15 protein-coding genes are annotated in these 20,522 nt (G+C 46.5%); all 15 read right to left on the reverse strand.

Going from position 1 to position 20,522, the window contains the following annotated elements; translation table 11 throughout:
* Positions 1-359 precede the first annotated feature (359 nt).
* A complete protein-coding gene (locus NYE58_RS34180) occupies positions 360-1,187 on the reverse strand; it encodes a formate/nitrite transporter family protein (RefSeq protein WP_036681949.1) in 828 nt (275 codons plus the stop codon).
* A 1,679-nt stretch (positions 1,188-2,866) separates the two neighbouring features.
* Positions 2,867-4,231 carry an FAD-dependent oxidoreductase gene (locus NYE58_RS34185; RefSeq protein WP_076276237.1) on the reverse strand — a complete coding sequence of 455 codons (1,365 nt, stop codon included), beginning with the start codon at positions 4,229-4,231 and terminating at the stop codon, positions 2,867-2,869.
* 335 nt (positions 4,232-4,566) lie between these two features.
* A complete protein-coding gene (locus tag NYE58_RS34190) occupies positions 4,567-6,201 on the reverse strand; it encodes a formate--tetrahydrofolate ligase (RefSeq protein ID WP_339188800.1) in 1,635 nt (544 codons plus the stop codon).
* 249 nt (positions 6,202-6,450) lie between these two features.
* Positions 6,451-6,927, reverse strand: a complete 477-nt coding sequence (locus NYE58_RS34195) for a glutathione peroxidase (protein ID WP_036681956.1) — start codon at positions 6,925-6,927, stop codon at positions 6,451-6,453.
* A 141-nt stretch (positions 6,928-7,068) separates the two neighbouring features.
* A complete protein-coding gene (locus NYE58_RS34200) occupies positions 7,069-7,935 on the reverse strand; it encodes a M15 family metallopeptidase (protein ID WP_076276238.1) in 867 nt (288 codons plus the stop codon).
* A gap of 200 nt (positions 7,936-8,135) precedes the next feature.
* Positions 8,136-9,935, reverse strand: coding sequence for a DEAD/DEAH box helicase (locus tag NYE58_RS34205; protein ID WP_081387414.1), 1,800 nt, complete (start codon positions 9,933-9,935; stop codon positions 8,136-8,138).
* Between the two features lie 390 nt (positions 9,936-10,325).
* Positions 10,326-11,993: an ABC1 kinase family protein gene (locus NYE58_RS34210; RefSeq protein ID WP_076219506.1), complete on the reverse strand. Its 1,668-nt coding sequence runs from the start codon at positions 11,991-11,993 to the stop codon at positions 10,326-10,328.
* Positions 11,994-12,341 carry a phasin family protein gene (locus NYE58_RS34215; RefSeq protein ID WP_036681962.1) on the reverse strand — a complete coding sequence of 116 codons (348 nt, stop codon included), beginning with the start codon at positions 12,339-12,341 and terminating at the stop codon, positions 11,994-11,996. It abuts the gene before it with no gap.
* A 98-nt stretch (positions 12,342-12,439) separates the two neighbouring features.
* Positions 12,440-13,078, reverse strand: coding sequence for a ThuA domain-containing protein (locus NYE58_RS34220; RefSeq protein ID WP_076123974.1), 639 nt, complete (start codon positions 13,076-13,078; stop codon positions 12,440-12,442).
* A 205-nt stretch (positions 13,079-13,283) separates the two neighbouring features.
* Positions 13,284-14,096, reverse strand: a complete 813-nt coding sequence (locus NYE58_RS34225; RefSeq protein WP_076123976.1) for a uroporphyrinogen-III synthase — start codon at positions 14,094-14,096, stop codon at positions 13,284-13,286.
* Positions 14,097-14,199: 103 nt separating this feature from the next.
* Positions 14,200-16,212: a methyl-accepting chemotaxis protein gene (locus NYE58_RS34230; protein ID WP_218640426.1), complete on the reverse strand. Its 2,013-nt coding sequence runs from the start codon at positions 16,210-16,212 to the stop codon at positions 14,200-14,202.
* Positions 16,213-16,432: 220 nt separating this feature from the next.
* A complete protein-coding gene (locus NYE58_RS34235; protein WP_076123979.1) occupies positions 16,433-16,828 on the reverse strand; it encodes a Fur family transcriptional regulator in 396 nt (131 codons plus the stop codon).
* A 91-nt stretch (positions 16,829-16,919) separates the two neighbouring features.
* Positions 16,920-18,017, reverse strand: a complete 1,098-nt coding sequence (locus NYE58_RS34240; protein ID WP_076191747.1) for a Ger(x)C family spore germination protein — start codon at positions 18,015-18,017, stop codon at positions 16,920-16,922.
* Entirely contained in the window at positions 18,014-19,114 is a 1,101-nt protein-coding gene (locus NYE58_RS34245; RefSeq protein WP_076276240.1) for a GerAB/ArcD/ProY family transporter, read from the reverse strand. The genes NYE58_RS34240 and NYE58_RS34245 overlap by 4 nt, the downstream gene beginning before the upstream one ends.
* The gene (locus NYE58_RS34250; RefSeq protein ID WP_076123985.1) at positions 19,114-20,472 is read right to left on the reverse strand and encodes a spore germination protein; all 1,359 of its coding nucleotides are present in this window, start codon (positions 20,470-20,472) and stop codon (positions 19,114-19,116) included. Before NYE58_RS34250 ends, NYE58_RS34245 begins: the two co-directional genes overlap by 1 nt.
* Positions 20,473-20,522: the final 50 nt, after the last annotated feature.

A 20,522-nucleotide genomic window follows, 5' to 3' on the forward strand; every position in this document is an offset into this window, starting at 1 on the left:
AAGTGCGCATGAAATCTAGAGGATAAAACGCACATATCGCATGAAATATCCCGTCTCCCTTGGGGTTCACGTCCGCAGTCCTCCCTAGTTCTAATATCTATTCTTATTTTAAAGCCGTGGCTGTCGTCCGTAAAGCAAACTAAACAAGAAGAAACTGATTCGCTTTTAGAAAGACGGGGTAATAGAGCCTAGAAACACTCCCCCTTCAAAATTCGCCGTGATCCGATTTCGTTCCCCCGAGCGCGGATATATCACGGCGGATTTTTTTTGTGTCTACATAACAAAAAGCACCCCTAAAACATTAACGCCACCAATAAGGCAGACCTTGAATGTTCTATGGAGTGCTCTATAAGACGAGCTTAAGCGTGTTTCTTGACACTGCTGCCGGACATGCTATCTACGGATTGAATAGCCGTAGGTGCTTTACGCAAGTATGCCATCCAATAGGCAGCTGCGACAAATATTGCCCCACCCGTTAGATTGCCGAGCCAGACGGGAACAAAGTTAGTGAAGTATTGCCCCCATGAATAATAACCTTCAAAAATAGCTGCTGGAATTAGGAACATGTTAGCTACAACGTGCTGGAATCCGATCGCAACAAAGGCCATCGTTGGAAACCAAATACCAAGGATTTTGCCGCTGAAGTTATCTGCTCCATAGGAGAGCCATACGGCCAGCGCAACGAGCCAGTTACAGCCGATACCCGAAACAAATGCCGGAAAGAATTCTGCATCGATTTTATGACCAGCCATATCCACCAATTTTTCTAAATACACACCCTCTGAAGTTAAACCCACCACATGACCGAAGAAATAAGCTACAAATAATGCCCCTGCCAGATTACTAATCGTAATGAGCAAAAGATTCTTCACAACTTCCCAGAAAGAAATCTTCTTAGCCATAAAAGCGAGCGGCACGGCCATCATATTCCCTGTCAGCAGTTCTCCACCTGCAAGGAGTACCATGATCAGCCCAACGGGGAAGACTGCGGCTCCGATAAAGTTAGCAATGGAACCCCATTCCTGTGGTGCGCCAGCAATGACGCGAATATCTAATAAAAACCCGAGCGCAATAAACGCTCCTCCCAAAAAGCCCAGAATAAGTACGGTACTTAGCGGATTATGAGCTTTTTTTATGCCGTTCTCTACAGTTACTTCGGCAATTTGCTGCGGTTTGCTATAAGCCATGGTTCCTATCCCCTTCATCTATTTACTTCAAATTTGTTCCTTTATGACCATTGTAGCGTGTCGTAAAACACATTAACGTGATAATTATCACTTTGAGAAAACTAAGTGAAAGTTTTCACTGACATGTCAAATTTACTGCGACCTGTGCACAAATAGAAGTTTGTGTATGACCGGCTAAGCCAGCATATCTTGTTTCGTTGGATTACATTTGAGCGTACGCAGCAGCTATCGGACTCAATTGACTCTAATCGTAACTTTCGAGCACATTTGGCCCACAACCGGACATCGGACTCAGATGACCCTATTCGTAGCTTTCGAGCACATTTGGCCCACAACCGGACATCGGACTCAGATGACCCTATTCGTAGCTTTCGAGCACATTTGGCTTGCTATCGGACCCCATTGTCGCTATTGGCACGAAAAACACTCTATTTGTACCTCATTCTATGTAATAGCTGCATTGGAGTCCGAAACCAGACTCAAAAAGTGATTAATTGCTAAATAGCGGCTTCTGAGTCCGAAAGCTTCTGCGGAGGGTGAAAACTCAGCACAATCGGACTCAGTTGACCCTATTCGTAGCTTTCGAGCACATTTGGCTTGCTATCGGACCCCATTGTCGCTATTGGCACGAAAAACACACTAGTTGCACCTCATTCTATGTAATAGCTGCACTGGAGCCCGAAACCACGCTCAAACGGCGATTATTTGCTAAATAGCGGCTTCTGAGTCCGAAAGCTTCTGCGGAGGGTGAAAACTCAGCACAATCGGACTCAGTTGACCCTATTCGTAGCTTTCGAGCACATTTGGCTTGCTATCGGACCCCATAGTCGCTATTGGCACCAAAAACACACTAGTTGCACCTCATTCTATGCAATAGCTGCACTGGAGTCCGAAACCACGCTCAAAAGGCGATTATTTGCTTATTAACGGCTTCTGAGTCCGAAAGCTTCTGCGGAGGGTGAAAACTCAGCACAATCGGACTCAGTTGACCCTATTCGTAGCTTTCGAGCACATTTGGCTTGCTATCGGACCCCATAGTCGCTATTGGCACCAAAAACACACTAGTTGCACCTCATTCTATGTAATAGCTGCACTGGAGCCCGAAACCACGCTCAAACGGCGATTATTTGCTTATTAGCGGCTTCTGAGTCCGAAAGCTTCTGCGGGGGGCGATGACTCAGCATGATCGGACTCAGTTGACCCTATTCGTAGCTTTCGAGCACATTTGGCTTGCTATCGGACCCCATTGTCGCTATTGGCACGAAAAACACACTAGTTGCACCTCATTCTATGTAATAGCTGCACCGGTGTCCGAAACCACGCTCAAACGGCGATTATTTGCTTATTAGCGGCTTCTGAGTCCGAAAGCTTCTGCGGGGGGCGATGACTCAGCATGATCGGACTCAGTTGACCTTATACAGAGCTCCTGAGTCCGAAAGCTTCTGCAGAAGGTGATGACTCAGCACGATCGGACACAGTTGACCCTAGTCGTAACTTTCGAGCACATTTGGCTCGCTACCATCACCGAAGCCATTGGATTGCACCTACCCATGCAGCTAATCATTCTGCACCTAACAAAAAAAAGCAGTGACCCTCCTGTTACAGGAGGATCGCTGCTTCTCAAGCTTTATAAGGTTGTCTTTTTCGTCGATAAATCACTCAGAAACAATCTTTTCTTTTTAAACCGTTACAGCCTCTTTGCTTGGTACTGTTGTCGGCAGCGCTTGAAGACCTACTGTATTCAGGAAGTTCCAAGGTTTGTTGTAATGCGGTTGGAAGAAGAAGTCGATAAAGGCTAGTTGGTCAATTGTCATTTGATTTTGAATACATACAGACACTGTGTTGATCGATTGCGTCAGATCCATCTTGGACATAATTTGAGCCCCGAGAATACGGCGTGTGGCGCGATCAAACACTACTTTTAACTGAACCTGCTCAAAGGTGGGCATAAATTCTGGACGGTAGTTATCAATAATCATGGCGGTTTCTACGTCCATTCCTTCAGCCTTAGCTCCTTCTTCAGTAAGCCCTGTTGCAGCGATATTGTCTTCATAAATCTTAATGCCCGAAGTCCCTTGTGTACCCATATAAGGAATGGTCTCTGTTACCAAGTTGCGCGCAACTAAGGTTCCCATCCGAACGGCATTGGTTGCCAGTGGGATATAGGCGTGTTTGCCTGTAGGGTTGTAGTGAATTGCACAGCTGTCGCCAGCGGCATATACATCCGGGCAGCTAGTCTGCATATAGTTATTGACTACAATGGCACCATTAGGCAGCATATCGACTTGACCTTTTATGAGTTCAGTATTAGGACGGAAACCAATGCAGAGAATGACCAGATCTGTCTCATGCTCCCCTTTGCTTGTAATAACCTTTGTTACCTTACCGTCTTTGCCTGCAAAAGAGCTAACCTTCTCATTCAGTGCCAATTTAATCCCATGATCCTGAAAAGATTGTTCGATCGGTGCAGTAAATTCTTGATCCAGGTATTTACTCAGAATGCGATCTTCACCATCAATTAGTGTAACTTGCTTGCCATTCATTTGAAAAGCTTCCACCAGTTCTACGCCGATATATCCAGCGCCGACGACGGTGATTTTATTTGCTTGTTTAGCTTTTTCTATAATAGTGTTGGAATGATCATAGTTCTTGGAAAGTAAAATCCCCTCGAGTTCAAATCCTTCAAGCTTCGGTACAATCGGCCATGAACCTGTAGTCATAATCAGCTTATCGTAGGTATCAGCGAACTCGTGGCCTGTCTCCAGATTGCGTACACGCAATGTTTTGGACTTCGTATCCACTGCAGTTACTTCATGACGCATATTGGTCTTTACGCCAAGCTCTGCAAGCTTTTCTGGTGAAGAATAGAATAGCCCCTCTGGGTCTTTTACCACTCCACCTACATACAAGGCAATCCCACAGGATAAGAAGGAAATATTATCATTACGCTCATATACAGTAATCTCGGCATCCGGGTAAAGTTGAGCAGTATTCACAATTGCGGCGGTTCCGGCATGGGTACATCCAATGACAGCTACTTTCATTATTTCTTCCTCCTTCAAATGGACAAACGGGTTATATATTTGACTTGCATGACCGATCAATGATGGAATCTGATCAACAATGGGTTAGTTGTGATTTATTTCACTTTATAAACTGATTATATTGTGATATTTATCACATTACAAGTCTTTTTTACCTATATCCTCATATTGTTCACAATTTTAAGTTTTTTTCCGCCACTGCTGCCGAATGCGACTCCGTTAGCTTTGCCACGTGGGAGGTACATTATGATCCGCATTTGCAGGAATCCAAAGGAAGCATAAAAAAAGGCCTCCCCTCTAATACCAACAAGGAGAAGCCTTTGATTAAAACACTTTTACACCAAACCGTGAATCTCTCCGTCCTCATCCATCCATAGCCCCTCAGCGGCTGGCTTAGCTGGCAGACCTGGCATCGTAACGATATTGCCTGTAATAACTACCGCAAAACCTGCACCAAGCGAAAGGGTAATATCTCGGACACCAATCGTAAAGCCTTCCGGTGCTCCGAGGAGTCTAGGCTGGTCGGAGAAGGAATAAGGCGTCTTCGCCAAACATACTTGAAGATCATTTAGCCCAAGCCGCTCGATAACCGCCAGACTCCGCTTAGCCGCCGGGGAAAAGTTCACTTCTGCCCCGCGGTAGATCTCACGGACAATTTTGTTGATTTTGGATGAAATGTCGAGATCCTTCTCATACAGAGGAGCAAACTGGCTCGGGCCACTATTGTCCAAGAGCTTGTTCAGTTCAGAAGCCAGCTCCTGTCCACCTGCACTACCTTCCGCCCATACTTTTGAGATCGCGGCTGGCACGTTTAAATTGCGGCAGGCCTCCAATACATCATTAATCTCGCCCTCACTGTCCCCTTCAAAATGATTTATGGCAACTAAAACAGGGACTCCAAATTTACCGAGATTCTCTACATGACGTTCTAAGTTCACCAATCCCGCGCGAAGCGCCGTCCGATTCTCGGTTAGAAGCTCACCTTTAGGCACACCACCGTTATATTTTAAGGACTTAACAGTTACGACAAGAACAGCAGCAGAAGGGTTTAACCCGGCCTGTTGGCATTTGATATCCATGAATTTCTCTGCACCAAGATCCGCTCCGAAGCCTGCTTCGGTGACCACAACATCTCCCAGCTTAAGGGCATAACGAGTGCCAATAACACTGCTGCAGCCATGAGCGATATTCGCAAACGGCCCCCCGTGTACAATAACAGGCGTACCTTCCAGAGTCTGTACCAAGTTTGGCTTAACTGCTTCCTTAAGCAGCGCTGTCATCGCTTCAACGGCCCCGATTTGCTCGGCTGTTACCGGTTGTCCCTCTTGGTCATATCCAATCAGAATACGGTTTAAACGCTTCTTGAGATCAATAAGGTTATCGCATAAGCATAACACAGCCATAATCTCAGAAGCCGTTGTAATCTGAAAGCCACTTTCCCGTACCGCTCCATTTCCGTCCCCGAGCCCAGTCACAATACTGCGCAGGCTGCGGTCGTTCATATCCATGACACGTTTCCAAACGATACGCTGCGGATCCAGTCTTAGTTCATTGCCTTGGAAGATATGATTGTCAATCATTGCGGACAATAAATTATGCGCAGAAGTTACCGCATGAATGTCACCGGTAAAGTGCAAATTAATTTCATCAGCCGGAACAATCTGCGACTTCCCGCCGCCTGTTGCGCCGCCCTTCATCCCTAAGCAAGGTCCAAGCGAGGGCTCACGTAAAGCAGCCACGGTCTTCACTCCTGCTGCATTCATTGCCTGCGCCAACCCGATGGTTGTTAAGGTCTTACCCTCTCCAGCAGGGGTCGGATTCACCGCAGTGACCAGAACCAGCTTGCCATCTGGCTTGTTTTTCATATCCTCCCATAAGGAAGGTGAGAGTTTGCTTTTATATTTGCCGTATAGTTCCAGATGCTGCTCGTCGATTCCTGCTTGTGCTGCTACCTCTGTAATTAACTTCATGCTTGTATAAAACCCTCCTGCCGTTATTATCCTGCTGTACTCCGCTTTTTTATGCATGTTCGCACAGTTGCTATATTCTCTTCAAAGGATACATCGTCTTTTTAAAGCGTCAAGTATAATTTATCACAATAAAAATTCAAGGCAATCTCCATTAATCCTTTAAAAAAAAGAAAATCCCCGCGAGCATCGGTCGAAACCGAGTCGAGGGGATACTTGGAAGATCACTCTGCAACTGACCCCATTATGGATCTACAGTAGTGACTCAATATGTTGTTTCATCGTTTCCGGCGATTCTTTGGGCTCCACACGAGCCACTACATTGCCGCTGCGATCAATTAGAAATTTCGTAAAATTCCAGCTAATGTCGCTGCTGTCCCCAGCACCAGGCTGCTGCTCCTTCAAATAATTGAAAAGCGGGCTGGCATCCGGTCCATTAACATCAACTTTGGCGAATACCGGAAAGGTAACTCCATAATTAATCTGACAGAATTCCTCAGCCTCTTCACTCGTACCTGGCTCCTGGCCCGCAAACTGGTTGCAGGGGAATCCTAATACTACAAGTCCTTGATCGCTATACTGTTCGTATAGTTTCTGAAGATCTCCATACTGTGGCGTAAGTCCGCACTTACTAGCCGTATTAGCAATCAGCAGCACCTTACCTTCATACTCCGCAAACGGCACTTCTTTACCCGAAGGTGTAACGCCGGCAAAATTGTAGATCGACATCTTTATTCCCCTTCTTTCCTTTTACTTAGACTACACTACGTATCTTACCCGAACTGTAAGGGAATGCAACTTCTGAACTCTTTTTATAGCCATAGAAAAAGCAGCCCTACAAATTTCATAGGACTGCTCTCTGCGTCTGTGTTATTTCGATACCGGAATTGCGTCATAATATTCTTCCAACGTAATATCCTTCTCATTGATATAGGCAGCAATGTCCTTACCTACATAACGGATATGCCAAGGCTCGTACTTATATCCGGTAATGTCTTGCTTACCTTCAGGATATCTGATGATAAAACCATATTCCCCTACATGCTTGGCCAACCACTCGGCTTCCTTCGTCCCACCAAAACAGCTCTCAGCGGCACACTTGCCGTCACTTCCCGAGACATCAATAGCCAGCCCGGTCTGATGCTCGCTATAGCCAGGGACTGCACTGTAGGTACGGGCTTTTTCTTCCCCATCTCTCTCCACATAACGGTTATACAAAGTCGTCTGGGTTGCCTGTGAGCGGTAGGCAGAAACGCCTGCTAAATAAATTCCGTCTTCCTCTGCACCTGCGAACATCTTCTCCAAGGCTTTAGCGGCTTCGCTGCGCATCATACGCTTTTCGATTTTCTCTTTGAAGGTAAACCGGACATCAGGATAGACAAGATCCGTTGGTTTATAATTATCAGGCAAACCATACTGCTTATTTACCATCACTGTAATACTATCAGGCTCTGCAGATATAGGATCTGGAACACTACCTGCATTATCACCGCCTGATTCAGGCGGACTAGAGGGTTCTGATGGATCTGGTGTATCCGATGGATCAGCTACTGCCGGGTCTGTAATCCCCCCTCCATCATTTTCCCCCGTATCCCCAGGCTCACCTTGAAGATTATCCCCCACATTTATATTTGAACCGTTACTCTCCGAAGCAGAAGGAGACGTGTACTTTCCTATTCCCCAACCGACAGCAATAACGACAATTAACAAGATTATAATTTTAAATTTTTTTGACATCTGTAAGTTCTTCCTCCTCGAAGCCGAACATTCTATTTATCTATTAGACAGGCTTTCCTTCATAAATGTTTCACTAAGAACCTATTTTTAATATAAAAATCAATATGTTCCACGCTATAAAATAAAGGTTACCATAGGTCATTAGCTTCAGCGCTAACTACCCTATGGTAACAAGTTTTATCTATAAAACTCTACTAACTTTATCTGGAAGTGCCGCGACCGCCGCTTTTAAAGCCACCGGATCCATTGCTACGGCCACCGCGTGAAGATCCGCCGCCGCTGTTGCGGCCGCCTTTGCCAGCAGCGCCACCCTTGGCACCGGCGTATCCGCCTTTGCTGCCTTTACCACCTTTGCCGCCTCTAGACGGGCCTGCACCGTAGCCGCTGCCTAAGCCGCCACGTGGAGTGCCTCCAGTGTAGGCACCGCCGTCCGCACCTCTAGCTACGTTCTCACTGTAGCCAGTGCTTGGTCCGCCCTTCCGGTTCGCACCGCGCGAACCGGCACTAGGCGTTGCCGCGTTACCGCTGGCAGACGCTTCGCCTCGGGAGGCGAAGGCGCCATAGCCGCCGCCTACTCGCACTACGCCGGCAGACTTGCCGCCGCCCTTAGGAGCAGCAGCGTCATATCCGCTGCCGCCACGCTTGCCCGCCGCCGCATCGGAACGACCGCGGCGACCTTCTGCAGGCGCGCCCCAGCCGCCTGCTTCTTTACCGCGGCCACGGCCACCTTGCCGCGCTCCGCCTTCGCCGCGCGGAGCTCCGCCGCGGCCAGAGCCGCCGGTCTTCGGCCCGCGGCCCGTGCGCGCTGCTTCAGCGCCGCCGCTTTGGCGACCGCCGTGGCGTCCGCCGCCTTGCACAGGGATGAATTCGCCAACGCCGAATTCATCCTTCTCGTAACGGCGGCGATCCAGCCGCTGCGAGATGCCATGCTCGATCAAATCCAGACCCTCTTGATCACGTGGAGATACGAAAGTAATCGCAAGCCCTTTACCTCCAGCACGGCCAGTCCGGCCGATCCGGTGAATATAGCTATCCACATCAAGCGGCATATCATAGTTAAAGATGTGAGTGATACCTTCAACATCCAGACCCCGAGCTGCTACGTCTGTCGCTACAAGCAGCTGCAGCTTCGCATCACGGAATCTTTTCATCACGCCTTCACGTTTACCTTGGGACAAATCACCGTGCAGCTCGTCACATTCATAACCGGCTGCTTGCAGCGCTTCGTTCAGATTGGATACCCGCCGTTTCGTCCGGCAGAAAATAATTGCCAAGTAAGGACGATCCCGTTCAATGAGGGATTTGAGCGCTTCTTCTTTATTACGGTCCGAGCATTCCACTACTTGCTGTTTGATATTATCCAGCGGAATCGGAGAACCACTCTTAATGATGATATCCAGTGGCTCTTTCATGTAATTAGCAGCGAGACGTTTAATCGGATCAGGCATTGTCGCGGAGAACAACATAGTCTGACGGCGATAAGGCACAGCCGTAATGATAGTCTCAACATCCTCCAAGAAGCCCATGTGCAGCATTTGATCGGCTTCGTCCAGAACGAGCATTTTTACACCGCTAAGATCCAGCGTTTCCCGGCGCATATGATCCAAAAGTCTGCCCGGTGTACCGATGATAAGATGTCTGCCGCCTTCCAGTTTGCGCAGTTGCTTCTCTACATCCTGACCCCCGTAAACCGCCAATATTTTGATATCCGTATGACGCGCCAGCTTGCGTGCCTCTTCTGTAATCTGCAAAGCCAGCTCACGTGTTGGAGCCATAATCAGCGCCTGAGGATAAGCCCGCTCCGTATGGATCTTGTCCATAATTGGCAGCAAAAAGGCCAAAGTCTTCCCTGTACCTGTCTTCGCTCTAGCTATTACGTCCAATCCCTGCACCAATGGCGGAATGGCTTCCTGTTGCACTGGCGTAGGTTTAACAATGCCTTGACTTTGAAGCAATGTACACAGTAATTCTGAAACTCCTAAATCTTTAAATCCCGGCAAATTCTCCACCTCACTATTTTCTCGGTTTAATTTGATTACATCTCTTTCTTAACTTCCGTCTTCAAAAGCCCTGTATGAGGCAGCCTGCATAGGCTGTCCTGTTCTGGGGCATATGCTTCAGATTCAGCTATATTCAAACAAAAGCGGAAGAACACCGTCACCGGCATCCTTCCGTCCCATGTATCCCTTGACCCGTTAAAAGAGTGCGGTCAAAGTTCGGTTTCTGGGCAGCAGCGATCCACCGGACGTTAAGACGGCACTCCATTTGCGTTCCATTCCACTTTATACAATAGAAGTAAAGTTAAGCTTAGAAAGTTATCTTTTATATTGTACTTGATAGAAAGGCATTTGTGTGAAACTGCTGAAGAATAATTATTCAAATCCCTTAAGCTAGAACCTTCCCGATTTAAAAATCGCATAGATCAGCCACAAGAACATCAGAAGTGCCACTACGCTGCCAACCTCCACTGTAGGGAAATTCCATAACACTGAGGGCTGTCCACGCATCGCAGTACCAATAATGAGTCCTGTCATGATGATGCTAAACGCGAGCATCACAATACTGAAAGCTAAACGGTTACCTACCCGGTCCAGCTTACGCTCCAGATTCTGCATCTCAGGTGCCACAATCTCCACCTTTATCTTCCCCTTACTGATCAGCGCGGATAACTGCTTTGCCTGCCCAGGAAGCTCCAGCAGACTCTCTGTTAAGTCTGCTACGCCTCCCAGGAACTTACGCTGCAATCGACTGCCGCTAAAGCGCTGCTTCACAAGTTCCCGCCCAAAGGGTTCCGCCATCTCCAAAATACTGATGGTTGGATCTAAGTTGCTGATGACTCCCTCCAGCGTGAGCATTGTCTTCCCTAACATCGTCAAATCCGGCGGCAGCACTAGACGGTGTTTTCGCGCTATGCCGAACAGATCATTCAGGGCCTTGCCTATACTCATTTTGCTAAATGGAACATCATAATATTCATCCCGCAGCCGATCCATATCATCATGCAGCGCACTTCGATCAGCATCCTCGGGAATGACTCCAAGACGCAAAATTGCCCGGACCATTGCATCCGTATTTTTGCGCATCAGAGCGATAATAAGTGCAGACAGCTGCTCCTTCATCTCCTCATTCAGCCGACCCATCATGCCAAAATCAATCAAAGCCAGCTTTCCATCACCCATCCGTATAACATTGCCCGGATGAGGATCAGCATGGAAAAAACCATGAATGAAGATTTGTCTAAGCATCATCTCCACAAGTTGCTGAGCAATGGCTTTAAGCTTAACGCCTTTACTCAGCAACTCATCGCGACGACTCAGTGTTGTCCCTACCACATATTCCATCGTCAGCACTCGTGTTGACGTATAGTCCCAATAGATATCCGGGATGTACACTCCCTCATAATCCATCTGCTGATCGATTTTCTCTGCATTACGCCCCTCTTGGCTGTAATCCAGCTCGCCAAGCAGCGATTTCGAGAACTCCTCTACCATACGGCACAGCTGATATTGCCTCGCCCAAGCGAGCCGCTTTTCAGCAAGCGTGCTTAAATCTTTGAGAATTTCCAAATCCCTGCTCATCGTTCGCAGAATACCAGGACGTTGAACTTTAACAGCTACGACTTGTCCACTGTGGAGCACAGCCCTATGCACCTGACCGATGGATGCCGCAGCAAGTGGCGTATCCTCAAAAGAATTAAAGATTTCATCCATATGCTGGTCCAGTTCCTGCTCAATGATCGCGCGCACGCGGTCGACAGGAAAAGGAGGCACATTATCCTGTAGTTTTACCAATTCCTGAATAATAGAATCAGGCAGCAGATCTGAACGGGTACTGGCGAGTTGTCCCAGCTTAATAAAGGTTGGACCCAAATCCTCCAGCACCAGCCGAATCCGCTCCCCGAGCGTAAGGCTTGCGTGTGCTTCCTGCGTTACAAGACGACGTGGAAGGGATAGTAAGTGATAGAGCCCCAGCTCTTCCACCATATAGCCAAAACCATGGCGCATAAGCGCCATGGCAATTGCCCGGTAACGTCCGGCATGTCTAATGCGTACAGCCATTTAGTCCGAACGCGTTTCCGCCGATGTTCCCTCTAGATGGGAAATTCCCTCTAGCTCGGCCAACCGGCGCTCCAATACTGCAATTCGCCCTTCCAGCTCGGCAATATCGTTTTGTACAGGCACATTCATTTCCTTCAGCACGCGTTGTACTTGCTCTTGTACAGCAGATTTGAACATGCCTCGTTCTTCCTCACCACGTTCAATTAGCCGATCGACGAGAGCCCTAGATTCCGAAGGAGCAAGCTCCCCGCGTTTCACTAGTTCTTCAACAACCTTCTCTACTTTTTCCTTACTGACAATGGTGAGGCCCACTCCTAAAGAGATCGCTTTTTTAAACAAATCACTCATGGCACTTTCCTCCCAAAGATTCCGTTTCATTACATAACGGAGTTTATGATTAAAGTATACCCCACTGTGTACGTATTTCAAAAAAAACACAACATTGCTTAGTTAGTGACCGGAATACGGGCAGCCCAAGTAGCCGCCTGTAGAATTAGTTTACGTAGTGCCGGATGACGGAAGGAGGGTTCATGATGACCAGGCATAAGGAATACTACTCGTCCTAAACCATAGCTATGGCACCATGCAGCTGGAATCCATTGCCCCTCAGATTCATATTGAAGTAGAATAGTCCGTTCTGTGAACGGGTCAAATTCAAAATGATAGGGCTCCTCATCCAATTGGAAATCTTCCACACCTTCGGTGATGTCATGCTCTAGCACTTTGAAGTTCAGGGGTTCGTAAGCTGTGTGTCCGTTAAATCGACCCCCGATTAGCTGTGCAAGCTCGTTACGTTTCGTCAGCGAAGCTCCCGTATGAAGAACAATGAGTCCGCCTCCTCCACTTACATAGCTAAGCAAACCAGCCGTTTGTTGAGGGGAGACTGTTTCGTTCCACAATTCATTGTAAGCAATACATAGGTCATAACTTGCTAAATGCTCAATGCGCATTAATTTTTTATTTTCTGAACATTGCACGGTTAATAAATCATTTAAGATCTCACTAATTTGTTGGTCCACTCCTTGAAGTGGATGAAACCGGGGATGGGTGTAATCACCAAGTAATAGACATTTTCTCTTGTCCATGGGATCCTCCTCCTTATTCGTTGTTATTATTCGTCACATGTTGCCTATATTCTAAGGAAAACTGCCGCGAATGTCCATGCAGATGGCAGGTATATTGCTCTTTGGGCTTATTTTTCCGGGTAAAAAAGCATCCCCGGCCATGATAACAGGCGGGAATGCTTCTGTGCGAAAACGTCATTCGTGTAAAGCTGACGCAACTTGTGACTTAGCGATTCGCCGCCACATATTTGCCTAGCTCTACAATCATGCTTCCCATCCGTTCATGCTCAGGCATAATGATACGCTGTACGCCCTCTTCTTTAAGCGCCTCAGAGGTAATCCGTCCTACAGAAACAGCAAGCACTTTATCCTCGAAAGACTTCAGCATTTCTTCCAGCTTTCCCTGTTCCCGGGCAAATTGACAGAGGAAACGAAACTGTGGTGCACTTGTAAAAGCCACGGCATCAATTTTGCCTGATATGATTTCTAGAAGCAATCTTTCCAGTTCGCCCGGCTCAGGTGGGGTATGGCGATACGGCAGCACTTGGCGGGTAGTAGCCCCAGCCTCCTGCAGCCATGCAAGCATATGAGGAGCTGGATCGCCGTGCAGCTGAAGAACGACTTCTTTCCCCTGCAAATTCAGGGATTGAAGCCCACGAATCAATCCGATTGTACTTCCGTCGTCGTCACGAACCTCCGGCGTAAGTCCTCTTTTTTTCAAAGCATTCACTGTCTTATAACCCCGTGCGGCAATAATAGAACCAGAAAGTACTTCTAAGAAACGTTCTTCGATCCCCATTCGCTCAGCCATATCGAAGAGAGCATCAAGTCCCATCCCTGTAGTCAGGATCGCCAAGTAGGGAGGCTGATTGATCCATGCATTCAAACCTTCCTGCAAGGCCTCGTCATCAAGAAATACAGTCCCTTGAGCAGGCCGGCCTACTGCCGTCCCCCCCATATTCTGAACCAGCTTGGCCATTTCTTCCGATTTGCGCGGACCCGCCAAGGCGACAGTGATCCCTTTTAATTGCTCTGCCATTTCCTATTATCTCTCCTCTCTCCATTGCCTAACCTAACATTATTGTTTATCAGTATACTTGCAAAGGAGTTCAAAAGGGAAGATAAAAAGCACGGTTCTCCTATCAGAAATCATTCTTATTACCAGAAGCGTTTATCTTAAAGCGGCTCGCCAGCTTCTGCAGTTCTTCTGCAAGATGGCTAAGGTCGGTAGACGAGGATGCCATCTCCTCTACAGAAGCAAGCTGCTCTTGTGCGGCAGTTGCGATAGTTTCCGTATTCACAGCCGCCTCTTCCGATATGCCGCGAATTTCCCCAATAGCCTTCTCCATATCATTAGATTCCACCAATAAAGTCTGCACAACCCCACCCATGGCTTCAATCTTCTCCGCGGCACTCTTTACTGCTCTTCGGATACGGGAGAAAGAACGTCCGGAAGTATCCACAGCCTCAATACCTTCGGATACGCGCTGTCTGGTGTCTTCCATCGTATGAGTTACCAGCAGCATTTCACTATTAATAGCGGTAATCTGTTCGGCAATCAAATGTGCGGATCTCTCTGATTCCTCTGCCAGCTTACGCACCTCGGCAGCAACCACCGCAAATCCACGCCCTTGTTCCCCGGCTCTGGCTGCCTCAATGGAAGCATTGAGGGCCAGCAGGTTGGTCTGGCGGGCAATCCCGGTGATGACACCAACAATGCCCTCAATTTGACTGGTTCTTTCATTCAGCTTGTCAATTACACTGCCCAGCTCTCCGACCGTTTCATGGATACCATTGATTTTGTCCACCACGCTGATAACCGAATCATTGCCTTCTGATGCTGAGAGTGAAGTCTTGTCCATCATTGTGGATACTTGCTCCATATATGTGGAAATCTGCTCGACCTCGCTAGCTGTAGCGGCAGTGCTCTCCATTCCTTTTCGTACACTAACCACCTGTCGCTCCGTCCCTGCCGCTACGTCCTGAATCGCTATGGTCACCTGCTCAATCGTTTGGGCAGTCTGATCCGCACTAGCCGTCAGTTCTTCCGCTGAGGAGGAGACATTGCTTGTCATCTCCTGCACGCCAATGATCATCTCGCGCAAGCTGATAACCATTAATTGAAAATTCTCTGCCAGCAGCCCTATTTCATCTTTACGGAAAACACCCATGTCTTCCGACAGATCACCTTTGGCTATCACCGCAGTTGCTTTCCGCAGCCGGAAAAGCGGTCTCAAAATCGATTGAATATTAAAATAGATCACAACCAGCGCAACCAGAACGGAAACTACAATAACAAGCAGAGCTGTATCGCGGATTCCACTAGTTGCTGAGTTAACCTCGTCAATGCTGATCGTACCTCCGATTCTCCAACCCGTCAGTTCATTGACCATAAAGGTCATCTTTTTGGACGTATCCTTGAAGACATAATCGAAGACCCCTTGTTCTTTCTCGAACATTTTCTTAACAAAATCATCAGACGATTCCTGCCCGATAGCTTCTGTAGGATGAACTAGAAACTTCTTGCTGTTATCAACGATGAGGATATAACCTTCCTTGCCTACCTTAATTGAGGTCAGCTCTGCTAATGTAGACAGGTTAAGATTCATTGTGATCACCCCATCACCGCCCTTAAGAACCGTCGATATCGCAATCGCGGTTTCCTTATTTACGGTTTGAAAAGCCGGAGAAATCACTGCCCCTTTTCCTTGCTTCAGAGAATTAATATAGGCGCTTTCCTGCCTTGGATCATAACCCTCTGGCAGCTTAGCATCTAAAGCATGAATAGCCTTGCCACTGCTTGTACCCACATAAATGTCCAGTACATCGGGATGCAGCGCTACATATTCCTTCAATCTGGCTTTTACAGCAGAGGAAGTTCCCCCAGATCCCTCACTGTTGATCCCCTCAGATGAAAACTCCGCGGCAAAATAAGAAATCGCATCTATTTTGGATTGAATATTAGAGTTAATGATTTCATTTACGGCCAACACACTTTCGGTAGCATTGTTCACCAGTTGATCTTCCACTTCCTGGCTGGCAGCTTGATAGGTTCGCCAGCCTATTATAATACTGGGCAGCAGCAGTATTATTAGGTATGTAAGAATTAACTTGGTACGGATAGTCATACCCGCATTTTTTTTCATAGACGTCATCATCTCTCTCTCATCTGAGTCTTAGGCAAGGATACATTTACCAGACTTAATATATAATTTAAAATCTGTTTTAGGAACCGATTTTCCTCCTATCTTTCTTTGTTTTTCTCATTTTTTTTGAGAATTGTCATATAAATGCAACAAAAAAGGCCGCCTCAATGAAAGCGGTCTCTCCGGATATACATATTATTACCGCAGCACAGGCTCCGGCACCTCTATCCTAATTATTCTTTTTGTTCTTACAGTTTGGGCAGACGCCCCCGAATACTACATGAGCATGACCAATGGTATAACCGGTATCCTTGGCCACTGTATTCATCCATTCACGCGGAACTTGATTCATAACCTCATCCACTGCTCCACAAACTTCACAAATGATATGCTGGTGATCATCCATACGTGCGTCATATCTGCTGGCAGCTTCACCAAGCTTAAGCTCACGAATCATTTGTTTATCTGAAAGATAACGCAGAGAGTTATATACCGTACCGTATGCTAAGCTATGTCCCTGCTCTACTAGCCGATTCATTACTTCCGCAGCAGTAGGATGGTCATGTGAATTAAGGACGATATCGTAAACGGCTTGACGTTGGGAGGTCAAATTTAGACTTTTCATTCCTATCATCCTCTAACTTATTTTTAGATCAAGTATAAATCTTGTGAATGGGAACGTCAATCCCATTTTTATCCACATGTTACTTTACAAGCTACCTAATCATTCCTGAATATTTAATGTTTACATCAGCCTTCACTTGGAAATCAAGTTTAGAATAGAGCTCCTTCCACACTTTCATTTCCGTATCGTTATTAAAATGCCTTGCTCCATAATGCAGCCCCCAACCCAAGGGATCTAAGCCACTGGCTTGTATTTTGGTCAGCAATGCTAAGATATCCGCTTCCAATTCCTTTTCCCCGGCTTCCTGGATCTTCTTCAACATGTGATGTGTCACCAGATCTGGGCTACTACTCTCTTCGAGAATACCTTTTATCTTAATATGATAACGAATAGTAGCTTTCCCATGCTCTGGTGTTACAATTTTATAGTGCGAGGATGACCTCTCTGTGTAATATTGAAACATAATTCCCTCGGAATGGGCGGGTAAGTTAGTCCGCAGATTCGGGCGTGACAGCAGATTATATAGCCGGGTCTCATTTGGCGTAAGAACCATTTTGATTTTCTCATTATTCAGCAGAGCAATTTTATCAATTAAAAACTCCTTATCCCCTTTGGCCTCAATAATCGGCAGGATTGGATCAATCCCCTCCTCAAAGATATTTCTCATCAGCTGAAAGGAATACACACTAGAAATAAATGGAGACTCTGTGCCTTGTCCACTCATAGCCAGAATAAGAGAATTCGATGGGATCCGCTCCGATTCGGGTCTTACCTTCAGCACTTGAAGTGCTTCCGGACGCCCTATTGCAAAATTGACAATAAGCTGGATATCTCTACGTCGCACAGCCCAATCCATAACATGGAGAATATCTTCACGGGCAACCCCTTCCCCCAAAACAATTGATTTACAATGGGAGTAATCAAGCTCCTTTTCCACTCTGGATTTCATTCTACGAAGGGCTTCCGAAATGCTTGGAGACTCCTCAGTCAAGATTTGCATCTTCTCATCAATCTTAGTAACATCCCCCTGAGGGATGGCAAGCTTCAAGCTAATCTTAAAATTCCCTGCTTCTGTACCTTGGTCAACGCCGATCGCTAACACGAAAATCCGCAAATCAATCTCCTTGAAGTCACAACCGGGAAGAAGAAGGAGCAAGGTAATTCCAATTCCAGCAAGTACTCTTCTCATAGCTTCCCCCTCCTAGCTTTGCGATAACAATAAAACAACAGAGCGATGATGAACATCTCACCAAACCAGCGAATTTGCAGAAACCAGGCACCAAACATATTAAGTTGATACTGATCCTGCCCCATTAAGGACAGAACCATCGCACTAAACAAGCCTAGGATCCCCCACTCTTTCCAGCGCTCTGCTTTTGGGGACTGTTTTTTTGCAGATGAAAGAGCACCTTTAAAAAGCTCTAAACCTCCATGCCAATGAACGATTACACTCACCAGAGATAAACTTAAATAGGCAAAATAAAAAATAAACAGCATCCGTTCAATAATAAAGGATTCCATCCGAATACTGTCGGCCGTCGAGAACCATGTATACACATGCCTATCAATAGCAACGGTTCCGAAATAGCCGATGGGAACTAAAAAAGTCAAGAGTAATACGAAAAGACCCTCCACCCCTAAAATCCAGACATGCTTCAGCTTCAGCCCATGAAATACCCGATTAAATATGGCCAGGTTTAAGTAACCGCTAAACGAAAAGGTAGCCGCCGCAAGGCTCATTAGGTCCGGCTTATGCCAGAAGTATGTAGTGACCTGCAGAACAGAATCCCAATTAAAGTCCGGATTGGTCAATGCTTTTACGAGGCCATAAATAATTAAAGGTAAGGATACGCTGAGAATGATTTCAAGCCCATACAAGAGTGATAGAGAATCGAAGCGACAGCAGATGCAGACCAAGACTAAAAAACTGATCACAACCGTATAAGGACTCGAATCCGGACTGATAAACCGCAGCGTAATATCTACAAAAGAAAGCAATGTAACTCCCCCGGCCACACACCATAAGCCAGCAAAAAGGACCAGTAAGATTCTGGATAACTTCTTAGGAAGCAAAGAGTAAAATATTTCCGGGAACCCCTTGCCGGGGAATTTAGCAATCAGTACAGTAAATATATAGACAAACAAAGTGCCCAAAATCGTTCCGATTAGTATGGACATCAAAGCGCCACCAAAACGTCTGTCTATAAGTTCCCTTGGAACAAAATTAATGATGTTGATCAGGCTGTTCATCAGAAAAAGACAGTAGAAATAACGGCTTTTGGCCATCAATGCTCTCCACCCTTCTTCTTGCCGAGATTATCGAGAAAAAACAATCTGAAATAAGGTTGTCCGAAGGTACGCTGTTTGCATAAATACATTGCGAATCCCACGACACAGACTACTACCCCAACCAATCCTAAAAAAGCTGCGGCAATTAGAAAAATATACTTCAGCACTCGTATGGACAAGCTCATCATATTCAGCGGAATTAGAAAATTAGATATCGCAACAGCAGAAACCAATATGATCATGATATTTCCTACAAGTCCTGCTGCCGTCGCTGCCTGCCCCAAGATAAGCCCCCCTACCGTCGTGGCCGTTGGACCAATTGCCTTGGGGAGCCGTAAGCTCGCCTCAGTCAGAAACTCCATCATCATGAGCATTAAAAGCACTTCCACAAAAGAAGGATAAGGCACAGTCGCACGACTGCCCGCAATAAGCAAGGCAATCTGCACACGAATAATCTCTGGGTTATACGAGGTGAGTGTTACATAGAGCGCAGGCAGCCACAACGTCATGCACACACCGATAATCCGAAGCAGCTTTAGGAATCGCCCCACGATAGGAAATTGTATTTTATCATCCATGGATGTAAAGAAATCATTAAAAATAGAAGGCAGCACTATCGCATAACCGGTTGTATCCAGCACTATCGCTACTTTCCCTTCAGACAAATTAAACACCACTCTATCCGGTCTTTCGGTGATGATGGACTTAGGGAGTATTCTTAATTTGTCACTGCTTATAAACTTTTCAAGCTCTCCTGTCGCCTGCAAAATATCAACCTTTAGCGTTCCCATCTTCTCCCTTAATTCTTTTAAAACGTTATGGTCAACACGACTGTCATCGTATAAAATAGCTATCTTTGTTTTAGAGACATCGCCGATGACCATGGTCTCCATTTTGAGATTAGTCGATTGATAACGCCGCCGAATCATGTTCAAATTAATCGCTATATCCTCTGTCAGTGCATCTGACGGCCCCTGTGAAATACTTTCGGCAGACGTTTCACTAACACCGCTGCTCTCCGTACTCATAGCATCGAAGAAATATATCACATCTTTTATACCCAGAAGCACATAACCACTGAGCAAAAGGTCGATCGCCTTCTCTCTCGTAGTCGCCTCTTCAGTGCCCGGATAAGTCATAATGTAATCCTGATAAGCGCTAATACTCTCCATTTCATAAAACGGCGCAATCACGTGGCGGCTGAGTGTCTGCGCATCTGTAACACTTTTGATATAGAGCAGGTTGATTTGCCCAAAAGGGGCAACGCTTGTTTTATCGATTAAATCCGCGAACCCGTTCAGCTGATCTTTGATCCATTCCAGAGAAATATTGTCCTTATCCTGTTGAACTGACATGGAACATCATCCCTCCTATTTATCCTTTACGTCCCAGTTTCCACCTTATT

Source organism: Paenibacillus sp. FSL L8-0708, assembly GCF_038009325.1.
In the GTDB taxonomy this organism is placed as follows: domain Bacteria; phylum Bacillota; class Bacilli; order Paenibacillales; family Paenibacillaceae; genus Paenibacillus_AQ; species Paenibacillus_AQ odorifer.

What these genes read in the sequence shown, in the direction of transcription:
- NYE58_RS34235 (WP_076123979.1), bottom strand. Translation starts at nt 16,828, where the DNA reads ATGAAAAGTCTAAATTTGACCTCCCAACGTCAAGCCGTTTACGATATC.
- NYE58_RS34190 (WP_339188800.1), bottom strand. Translation starts at nt 6,201, where the DNA reads ATGAAGTTAATTACAGAGGTAGCAGCACAAGCAGGAATCGACGAGCAG.
- NYE58_RS34250 (WP_076123985.1), bottom strand. Translation starts at nt 20,472, where the DNA reads ATGTCAGTTCAACAGGATAAGGACAATATTTCTCTGGAATGGATCAAA.
- NYE58_RS34215 (WP_036681962.1), bottom strand. Translation starts at nt 12,341, where the DNA reads ATGAGTGATTTGTTTAAAAAAGCGATCTCTTTAGGAGTGGGCCTCACC.
- NYE58_RS34200 (WP_076276238.1), bottom strand. Translation starts at nt 7,935, where the DNA reads ATGTCAAAAAAATTTAAAATTATAATCTTGTTAATTGTCGTTATTGCT.
- NYE58_RS34225 (WP_076123976.1), bottom strand. Translation starts at nt 14,096, where the DNA reads ATGGCAGAGCAATTAAAAGGGATCACTGTCGCCTTGGCGGGTCCGCGC.
- NYE58_RS34245 (WP_076276240.1), bottom strand. Translation starts at nt 19,114, where the DNA reads ATGGCCAAAAGCCGTTATTTCTACTGTCTTTTTCTGATGAACAGCCTG.
- NYE58_RS34185 (WP_076276237.1), bottom strand. Translation starts at nt 4,231, where the DNA reads ATGAAAGTAGCTGTCATTGGATGTACCCATGCCGGAACCGCCGCAATT.
- NYE58_RS34240 (WP_076191747.1), bottom strand. Translation starts at nt 18,017, where the DNA reads ATGAGAAGAGTACTTGCTGGAATTGGAATTACCTTGCTCCTTCTTCTT.
- NYE58_RS34230 (WP_218640426.1), bottom strand. Translation starts at nt 16,212, where the DNA reads ATGACGTCTATGAAAAAAAATGCGGGTATGACTATCCGTACCAAGTTA.
- NYE58_RS34220 (WP_076123974.1), bottom strand. Translation starts at nt 13,078, where the DNA reads ATGGACAAGAGAAAATGTCTATTACTTGGTGATTACACCCATCCCCGG.
- NYE58_RS34210 (WP_076219506.1), bottom strand. Translation starts at nt 11,993, where the DNA reads ATGGCTGTACGCATTAGACATGCCGGACGTTACCGGGCAATTGCCATG.
- NYE58_RS34180 (WP_036681949.1), bottom strand. Translation starts at nt 1,187, where the DNA reads ATGGCTTATAGCAAACCGCAGCAAATTGCCGAAGTAACTGTAGAGAAC.
- NYE58_RS34195 (WP_036681956.1), bottom strand. Translation starts at nt 6,927, where the DNA reads ATGTCGATCTACAATTTTGCCGGCGTTACACCTTCGGGTAAAGAAGTG.